Consider the following 7,811-nt stretch of genomic DNA (forward strand, 5'->3'; position numbering starts at 1 on the left):
GTTAGAAAGAGTGCGTCACTACAAATAAAAAATACAACTATCAATATAATTTATTTAAAAATATGATATTTCAATATTTAATTTATTGGCATGATATTTGTTTGGTGATTGTTGAACAATTATTGTTGAACAATCTTGGAAGGATCCAAAAATGAAAGGAATAAAAAGGATAACGATAACTATAGCGTCGGTACTTACTGTCTCGGGGATTGCAATAACAGTCCATGCTGCTGATACCTTACGAATAGGTACTGACTTAACCTACCCACCATATAACTATTTGGTTAAACATAAAGCGTCTGGGTTTGATGCTGAATTCATGAGGATGGTAGCTGAGCAGTTAAACGAAGAGCCAAAGTTTATGGATACTCGCTTTGCCAATCTTATTATGGGAATTAACCTCAATAAATTTGATGTCATTGCGTCCACGTTATACGTCACCCCAGCTAGGGCAAAACAAATTAGTTATATCCCTTATATGAAAACAGGAGGCGTGATACTTGCTCCGTTGTCATCTACTTATGAACCAAAAGATGTGACCGATTTATGCGGAAAACGAGTCAGTTCTATTCAAGGTGCGGCTTGGATTCAGAAATTAAATCAGGTTTCTGCCAATCAATGTGTTAAGCAGGGGTTAGAGAAAATTGATGTACGAGAATTCCCGACATCACCAGAAGCCAGCCAAGCAGTAATCGCGGGAATGGTTGATGCACAAATAGAGGATGCTGCTGTTGCGAAAGAAGCTGCGGATAAATCTGGCAAACTTCACATTACTAGTCCAATTGTTTATCCGGTCGTTGTGGGATTAGGCCTTAAAAAAGGCAATAGTAAATTGGAAACCAAATTAAAAGATGCAGTAGCAGCTGTAGAGAAAACCGACAAATTCAAGGCATTGCTTAAACAATATAGCGTATCTGTACCGGATGCTCAGGAAATTGATTCTGCATTAAAAGGAACACTGTAGTTATTACCTACTAATTAATCAATAAGTTCAGGAAGTATAAAGGAGCTATGTGATGAACTTTGACTGGAATTATTTTGTCGGGTTGCTACACAACGTCGATTTTTGGCAAGCATCGGTGTTGGTGGTCAAATTGAGTATTATCACTTGGGTGGGAGGGAATATCTTTGGGCTTTTGTTGGCGTTAAGTAAGCAATCTCATTTTAAGTTATTACAGGTTTTTGCTAGTACTTATATTTGGTTATTTAGAAGCTTACCTCTCTTGGTGTTACTTATCTTTATTTACAACGCTCCTTTATTACTACCGGGGAGCGCTCAATGGCTTTCTTCCCCTTTCGTTGCAGGATTAATTGCTTTGATCGTAAGTGAAACAGCCTATATTGCAGAAATCCACCGTGGAGGGTTGTTATCTGTAAGCAAAGGTCAGCGTGAAGCGGGTAAAGCATTAGGAATTAAATATTCAGGAATTCAAAGAATTATTGTTATTCCCCAAGCGATTAAAATTGCATTGCCAGCACTATCTAACGAATTTGTCACTATTGTAAAACTGACTTCTTTAGTTTCAGTGATTTCTTTATCCGAAATATTGATGGTTGGGCAGAGGCTTTATACACAGAACTTTAAAGTAATAGAAACTCTGTGTGCTGTTGCTTTTTATTATGTTCTTATTGTTACTGTATTTGACAGAGTTATTCATTGGTTAGAACGTTATTTTGATGTGACGAATAAATCGGCTAAGCAGGTTACAGATGAAGAGCGCTCTTTGGTTAAAATGACAAGTGAAGTTCCTTCTATTCAGACAATAAATCCTACCTCATACCCTATCGTGAATCTTACAGGAGTTCATAAATATTACGGTGAAAAAAGAGTGTTAGAAGGCGTTGATCTCGCAGTTAAAAATGGAGAAGTTATTTCTATTATTGGGCCTTCAGGTTCAGGGAAAACAACCTTAATTCGAACTATTAATGGATTAGAAATGTTGGATGATGGCGCTATTATGATTGAGGGAAATCCTTTTCTTGAACCTACGCCTAATGGTCGCATAGGAAAAAATTATTATCAGCATATTCAGAAGATTGGTATGGTTTTTCAAGGATTTAATTTATTTCCTCATAAAACAGTTCTCGAAAATATCATGTTAGCTCCGCTTTATCACAAATTAGGTTCATCAGATGAAATCAAACAAATCAGCTTTAGTTTGCTCGATAAGGTGGGGCTAATTGAACATGCTCATAAGTATCCGCATCAGCTTTCAGGTGGACAACAGCAAAGGGTAGCAATTGCGAGGGCATTAGCAATGAAACCCGATATTATGTTATTCGATGAGCCTACATCGGCGCTTGATCCTGAATTAGTTGGAGAGGTGCTTAAAGTAATTGAGCAATTAGCTCGAGAAGGAATGACTATGGTAATAGTCACTCATGAAATGTCGTTTGCCTTTAAAGTATCAGATCGAGTTGTATTTATGGAACAAGGTGCAATCCAACTATCGGGAGCTCCTGAGCAATTGCTTGGCGAAGCACACCCGCGACTATCTAAGTTTCTATCAAACCAAGAAATTATCCCGAATAACCTGGAGTTAAATGATGCAACAAATCGTTATGCCTAGTCCCCAAACGGATCTTCCTGCCTTCGAACGAATTGCAAATACATTACGTAATATGATGATTTCTGGGGAAATTACTGGTGGACAAACGTTAGGGGAAATTGAGCTTGCGGAAACGTTGGGTGCATCACGCAATACTGTACGTGAAGCCTTAAGACAGCTTTTATGTGAAGGATTAGTCGATTACCAACGAAATAAAGGGGTCACGGTAAGACGTATGACGAGAGCTGATGTCAAGGACATCTATCGAGTGCGTCGAACTCTGGAATTACAAGCGATAAACAGTGGGAGACACATAAAGCGAGAGATTATTCATTCTATGCAAGATTCCTTAGAAATGATGCAAAGCGCAGCAGAAAACAATAATTGGAATCAAGTTGCCACTTACAGCTTACGCTTTCATCAATCAATTGTTAACGCGATAGGGAGTCCGAGATTTGATCTATTTTTCTCAACGATTATCGCTCAGCTTAGATTGCTTTTTGCCAATGCTCCAGACGAAGAGTTTTTCCAAAAACCTTGGGTAGAGAAAGATCAATCTTTACTCAATTTCCTTATTTCAAATCAAAGAGAGTTAGCTGCCGAACATCTTAATCAGTACTTAGATCAATCGGAGCAAATGTTGTTAAGTGTATTTTCACACAAGGAGTTACGATGACTAAATATTATCCTGCTGCCTATCAGGCTTCAGAAGGGGCTGCTCTAAATATCGATAAAGAATTTTATCAGCGTATTGCTGCAGAGACTGGCAAAAGAACATTAGTGAAGTCTGTACATGTTCCTATTCGTACAGGGCAGGCATGGAAAGTACCAGCAGGACACGTCTTTCGGGTAGTAGCCAAGGAAGGTGCTCAGGTGGGGGATTTCAATATGTGGAATGCACATAATCCGAGAGAAAGAATGTGGGCATCAAGAACCCGCCAGTTACAAGGGGCTCATGTGTCGACTTATGATCGCTTGTGGTCCAATCTTCCATTCTTGCGTCCCATGGCAACCATTACATCTGATAGTTTGGCTGATTACGGTGTGGATGAACACGGTGGGCGTATTCATGATTTATTGGGAACACGCTGCGACCCGTACGTGAATAAAATGCTGACAGGTGAAGACTTTGATTTTCATTGCCATTCAAATTTGACGAGAGCCATTATGCCTTATGGTTTAACTGAATTTGACGTTCATGACGTGCTTAATATATTCCAATGTACCGGTCTAAATAGTGACGATCAGTATTTCATGAAAGCCAGCCCAGCGAAGAAAGGCGATTACCTAGAATTCTTTGCTGAGATTGATCTTCTGTGTGCGATTTCCACATGCCCTGGTGGTGATCTTTCGGTCCACTTATGGGGGCCTGAAGCTGAAGACCCTTTAAAAGTTTGCCGCCCCTTAGGTATTGAAATTTACTCTCTCGATTCTGAATTACTTGAAGGTTGGGAGCAGCCACGCTCACCTGATTATAAAGGTAATCATGGTTTACCGTTTCCTAAATGGGAAGATCAGCCAGATGCACAAAAAACCGAGTGAATAGTGCAAAGTGTGAATTCAAACAAAGGGCCATTCGGCCCTTTGTTTATTTTGTTACTTCATCATAGCGCTATTAGCGAGATAGCCATGCTGGAATGATTTGAGTACCTTTTCCAAGCATGTAACCAAAGTGAATATTCATATAAGCCAATGGTTCTAGGTAACGCGCATTACTTAGTGCTCCTGCATCCACTGCATCAAATCCTGCTTCATTAGCCAATGTTAGTACGGTTTGTTTAGCCGCATCGTCATCAGCGGCAACAAATGTTTGCGCTTTGTTTCCTGCAAATTCTAAACCTTGTTCATAAACTTGTGCGAAGACGGTATTGAATGCTTTTACTACTTTTGCTTTTGGCAATAATGTTTGGATTTCTTCAGCAGCGGAGGTATCAAAACCAATGCTTAAGCCTGAGAAATCGGCTTTCACAGGGTTAGTCACATCAACGACGACTTTACCTGAAAAATCAATACTGCTTGCTAGGTTGCTAATTGCTTCATATGGTGTTGCGAGTATAACGACATCAGCCCCTTTTACCGCATCAGCAATGCTGACAGCACTGATATTGTCTTTAGCTAATTTATTAGCCACTTGACGAGCAGATTCTTCATGGTGTGAAGCCAAAGATACGCTGTACGCAGTTTGACCAAAAGTGAAAGCTAGACCTGAGCCGATGTTACCTGAACCGATGATGGCAATGTTCATAATATTTCTCCAATTCGTTGTTAGTTATTAAGTTGCGATGTTGTTTCGCTGTGATGTCAGTATTGCTCTCGGGCCTTTTCAACACAATGGAGAATATATAGAATAACTTTCTACATTTTGTTCCTAATGAGGTAAGCGATGGATTTAGTCGATGGTTTAAAAGCGTTTGTTATTACGGCGCAAACAGGCTCATTTACCGATGCTGCGAATCGGTTGGGAATATCTAATCGCTTAACTTCAAAATATGTCGCTCAACTGGAAGACAAGATCGGTGCAAGATTATTACAGCGCACCACTCGCCAAGTGGGTTTAACACCACAAGGTGAGGAATTATTAGCACGAGCACCCGCATTACTTGCTGAACTTGATGACTTGATTGGCAGTGTGTCGGAAGATGCAAAAGGTTTAACAGGATTATTAAGAATTTCAGCTCCAGTGACTTTTGGCGAAATGTATATCAATGAGATGTTGAGCCGTTTTGCGGTTCAGCACCCTAATCTTTCTATCGATTTAAGGTTAAGTGATTCACATGTGGACTTAGCGGCTGAGGGTTTTGATATTGCTTTTCGCATTGGGAAGCCGGATCTAAACACACTAAAAGTGCGTAAGTTGGGCACGATTACTAGTGTGCTGATTGCTGGGCAAAGCTATCTGGAACAACATGGAGAACCTCGTTCTCCCGACGATCTTGTCCATCACACCTGTATTCTAGATACCAATATGCGCGAGGCTAACCGATGGGTGTTTTGCAAAGATGGCCAAGAGTCTGTATTTCATCCAGCGCGCAACTTTACGGTTAACAATGCTCGTATCGCAAAAGATTGGGCACAGAACGGTTTAGGTATCGCGTTATGTCCCAGTTTTGTGTTACAGAAATATCGTGATGAAGAAAATGGTAACCTAGTACGATTACTTTCTGATTACTCAATGAAAACTCTCCCTCTTTGTGCTGCATATCTGAATGGGAAAGTGGTCCCGAAAAAGGTAAGAACTTTGATTGATTTTGCAGTGCAAGATTTTGAAAACAGCAACTTATCGGCATGTCAGATGAATTAAATATGAGTAAACGTATTAATGCCAAACTTTACGCAAGCTTTTACCTATGGATTTTTAATAACCAATAGTTAATTTCTCTTGATACAACAAATACTTATCTTTTTTACTTAGATGCTTGACAGCGGCTTTCGAGAGGTCTATTTTCTTTCGTCATGAGCTGAGTGGCGCCGCATAGTCGAGTTCTACCTGCTTGTTTTAAATAGATAATTTGATAAATAGTTATCTATTCCATACTAGGCCGTTAACTCAGTTGGTAGAGTAGTTGACTCTTAATCAATCGGTCGCGGGTTCGAACCCCGCACGGCCTACCATTTTCCCTCTAAGTCATGTTTCTTATTCTCTGCCGAAATTGATTTCACTAGGTGTTCGACTTTCAGCTGTCAGTATTTTTTACATCCGTATACTCCCATATTTGCTCGATCATTATTGGCTTATTAGATCGTATCTTATTGATATTGATAGACCTGTAACCTTGGTCTTTCTTATTGATTCATCCGTCGTTGATTTAAAGTGTTAGATTTTTTGACTCGTGTCTCATCGCCATTGTCTGACTTTTTTACACTGTAGCTTACAGGTACCTAGGTTGTTAGAACATTAAGCGCTGTTCTAGGAAGTTACGTGTTTTGTTTCCATAAAAAGTTTATTAATAATTAAATCCGATGGTTATGTATGATCTGCTTTATTGAAACGGTGAGCGGTAAAAGTATCTAGCGATTGTGGCTAACTATTTGAATAGCATCGGGATGCATTGCGATATTTTGGATCTTTGAAGTGTAAATACCGAGATTTATACGTGAAGTCACTCAGATTTTATACTAAACCTATGGCATAAAAAGACAGGGTTTGTTGGATACAGACATACGATTAAAACGATAGATTGTCAGAGAATTTTACACACTTGAATGATAGAGGTGTTTATCTGGATAATTTCAATTAAAAACAAAGGATTAAAACATGGCATGTATTTAGCATTACAGCACTGTCCGCACTTAATGGCAGGAAATTATTAATGGTAAAGTTAGTTGTATTATTGTTGTTAACTGTTGTTGCGCCATTGACTCACGCGTCATTTATCTCTGATGTTCACTATAACAACATCGAGAAAAAGGCTTTGAATCTGGATAGCTCATTCTCTACTGGTGTTCAAGAAGGGGTAATAGGCTCCGATAGTGGTTGGTCTTGGGTGTCTATCAGTGGTGATCTCGATAACTTTGTCGATTTTTATAGTTTTACTAACCCTGAATCAGGGAGTAACTGGTGGTTTGATATTGATAATGCATTTGGGTCCATGCTAACGCTATACAGCACTTCTGGTGTTGAAATTTGGACTAATATCGGTACGGGATGTACTGACCTAGATGCTTCTTCAGTTGGTTGTGATTCTCTTTGGGCTGATGATGATAGCTTCTTTCTTGAAGAGATTGGCGTCACTTTAGATGCGGGTGACTATATTTTGGTCATGAACTCTTACTTTCGTAGTGTTCCTGCTACCAGCATTCCGTATGGATTAAATGACAAGTCCTACGTGTTGAATGTTAGTACTGATGCGACATTGAGTTCATCGGTGACCACGTTAAGTGTGAGTTCGTTAACCTCAACAAGCGTGAGTCAGGTGCCAGAACCTTCATCAATTCTCATCTTGGGATTAGGTTTACTGGCAATACGTGTTGTGTGCTCTGCTAAAAGAAAATACGTCACCGCTTAAACAATGGTGGAATGGATGACGAGCCGTGGTTGAGTATTCAGCCACGGCCTTTTGCTATCAAGGCATTGTACAAGGTGCTACAGAGTCATATTTATCGAGAACTTAATAAGTGCAAATTAACCAACCAAGTTTGTGCATAAATAAAACTAATGGAAATAGATGAAGTATTTTGTTCGGAGTATTTAATCGCGGTGAGATTATTTAATGCTACATAAATCATCATAACGTTGTGATGATTTGTCATACTATTTATTTA

General features: G+C 39.4%; 7 protein-coding genes, 1 tRNA gene and 1 pseudogene. 8 read left to right on the forward strand and 1 reads right to left on the reverse strand.

Annotation, left to right across the window (positions count from 1 at the left end):
* Positions 1-151 precede the first annotated feature (151 nt).
* From F9817_RS23185 to F9817_RS23200, 5 genes and pseudogenes are all read left to right on the forward strand, one after another.
* On the forward strand, positions 152-964 hold the full coding sequence (locus F9817_RS23185) for an ABC transporter substrate-binding protein (RefSeq protein WP_161158580.1): 813 nt from the start codon (positions 152-154) through the stop codon (positions 962-964).
* Between the two features lie 52 nt (positions 965-1,016).
* A pseudogene (locus F9817_RS24460) lies at positions 1,017-1,658 on the forward strand (amino acid ABC transporter permease); the annotation flags it as partial.
* A 126-nt stretch (positions 1,659-1,784) separates the two neighbouring features.
* Positions 1,785-2,570 (forward strand): amino acid ABC transporter ATP-binding protein, encoded by a 786-nt coding sequence (locus tag F9817_RS24465; protein WP_408063548.1) that lies wholly within the window; start codon positions 1,785-1,787, stop codon positions 2,568-2,570.
* Positions 2,545-3,225, forward strand: a complete 681-nt coding sequence (locus tag F9817_RS23195) for a GntR family transcriptional regulator (RefSeq protein ID WP_202436571.1) — start codon at positions 2,545-2,547, stop codon at positions 3,223-3,225. Before F9817_RS24465 ends, F9817_RS23195 begins: the two co-directional genes overlap by 26 nt.
* Complete coding sequence (locus F9817_RS23200; RefSeq protein ID WP_161158582.1) at positions 3,222-4,091, forward strand: urea carboxylase-associated family protein; 870 nt, start codon at positions 3,222-3,224, stop codon at positions 4,089-4,091. The genes F9817_RS23195 and F9817_RS23200 overlap by 4 nt, the downstream gene beginning before the upstream one ends.
* 73 nt (positions 4,092-4,164) lie before the next feature.
* Here F9817_RS23200 and F9817_RS23205 read toward each other — a convergent pair whose 3' ends face one another.
* Positions 4,165-4,794, reverse strand: coding sequence for an NADPH-dependent F420 reductase (locus tag F9817_RS23205; RefSeq protein ID WP_161158583.1), 630 nt, complete (start codon positions 4,792-4,794; stop codon positions 4,165-4,167).
* 138 nt (positions 4,795-4,932) lie between these two features.
* On the opposite strand from F9817_RS23205, the gene F9817_RS23210 reads away from it, so the two are divergent.
* The 3 genes from F9817_RS23210 to F9817_RS23220 all read left to right on the forward strand — a co-directional run bounded on the left by F9817_RS23210 (position 4,933) and on the right by F9817_RS23220 (position 7,555).
* Entirely contained in the window at positions 4,933-5,850 is a 918-nt protein-coding gene (locus F9817_RS23210) for a LysR family transcriptional regulator (protein WP_161158584.1), read from the forward strand.
* A 235-nt stretch (positions 5,851-6,085) separates the two neighbouring features.
* A tRNA-Lys gene (locus F9817_RS23215) sits at positions 6,086-6,161 on the forward strand.
* Between the two features lie 698 nt (positions 6,162-6,859).
* On the forward strand, positions 6,860-7,555 hold the full coding sequence (locus F9817_RS23220; RefSeq protein ID WP_161158585.1) for a PEP-CTERM sorting domain-containing protein: 696 nt from the start codon (positions 6,860-6,862) through the stop codon (positions 7,553-7,555).
* Positions 7,556-7,811: the final 256 nt, after the last annotated feature.

Source organism: Vibrio eleionomae, assembly GCF_009874545.1.
GTDB classification, from domain to species: domain Bacteria; phylum Pseudomonadota; class Gammaproteobacteria; order Enterobacterales; family Vibrionaceae; genus Vibrio; species Vibrio nitrifigilis.

Excerpts from the sequence above, each read along its gene's own strand:
- F9817_RS23185 (WP_161158580.1), top strand. The coding sequence starts at position 152 with ATGAAAGGAATAAAAAGGATAACGATAACTATAGCGTCGGTACTTACT.
- F9817_RS23195 (WP_202436571.1), top strand. The coding sequence starts at position 2,545 with ATGATGCAACAAATCGTTATGCCTAGTCCCCAAACGGATCTTCCTGCC.
- F9817_RS23200 (WP_161158582.1), top strand. The coding sequence starts at position 3,222 with ATGACTAAATATTATCCTGCTGCCTATCAGGCTTCAGAAGGGGCTGCT.
- F9817_RS23205 (WP_161158583.1), bottom strand. The coding sequence starts at position 4,794 with ATGAACATTGCCATCATCGGTTCAGGTAACATCGGCTCAGGTCTAGCT.
- F9817_RS23210 (WP_161158584.1), top strand. The coding sequence starts at position 4,933 with ATGGATTTAGTCGATGGTTTAAAAGCGTTTGTTATTACGGCGCAAACA.
- F9817_RS23220 (WP_161158585.1), top strand. The coding sequence starts at position 6,860 with ATGGTAAAGTTAGTTGTATTATTGTTGTTAACTGTTGTTGCGCCATTG.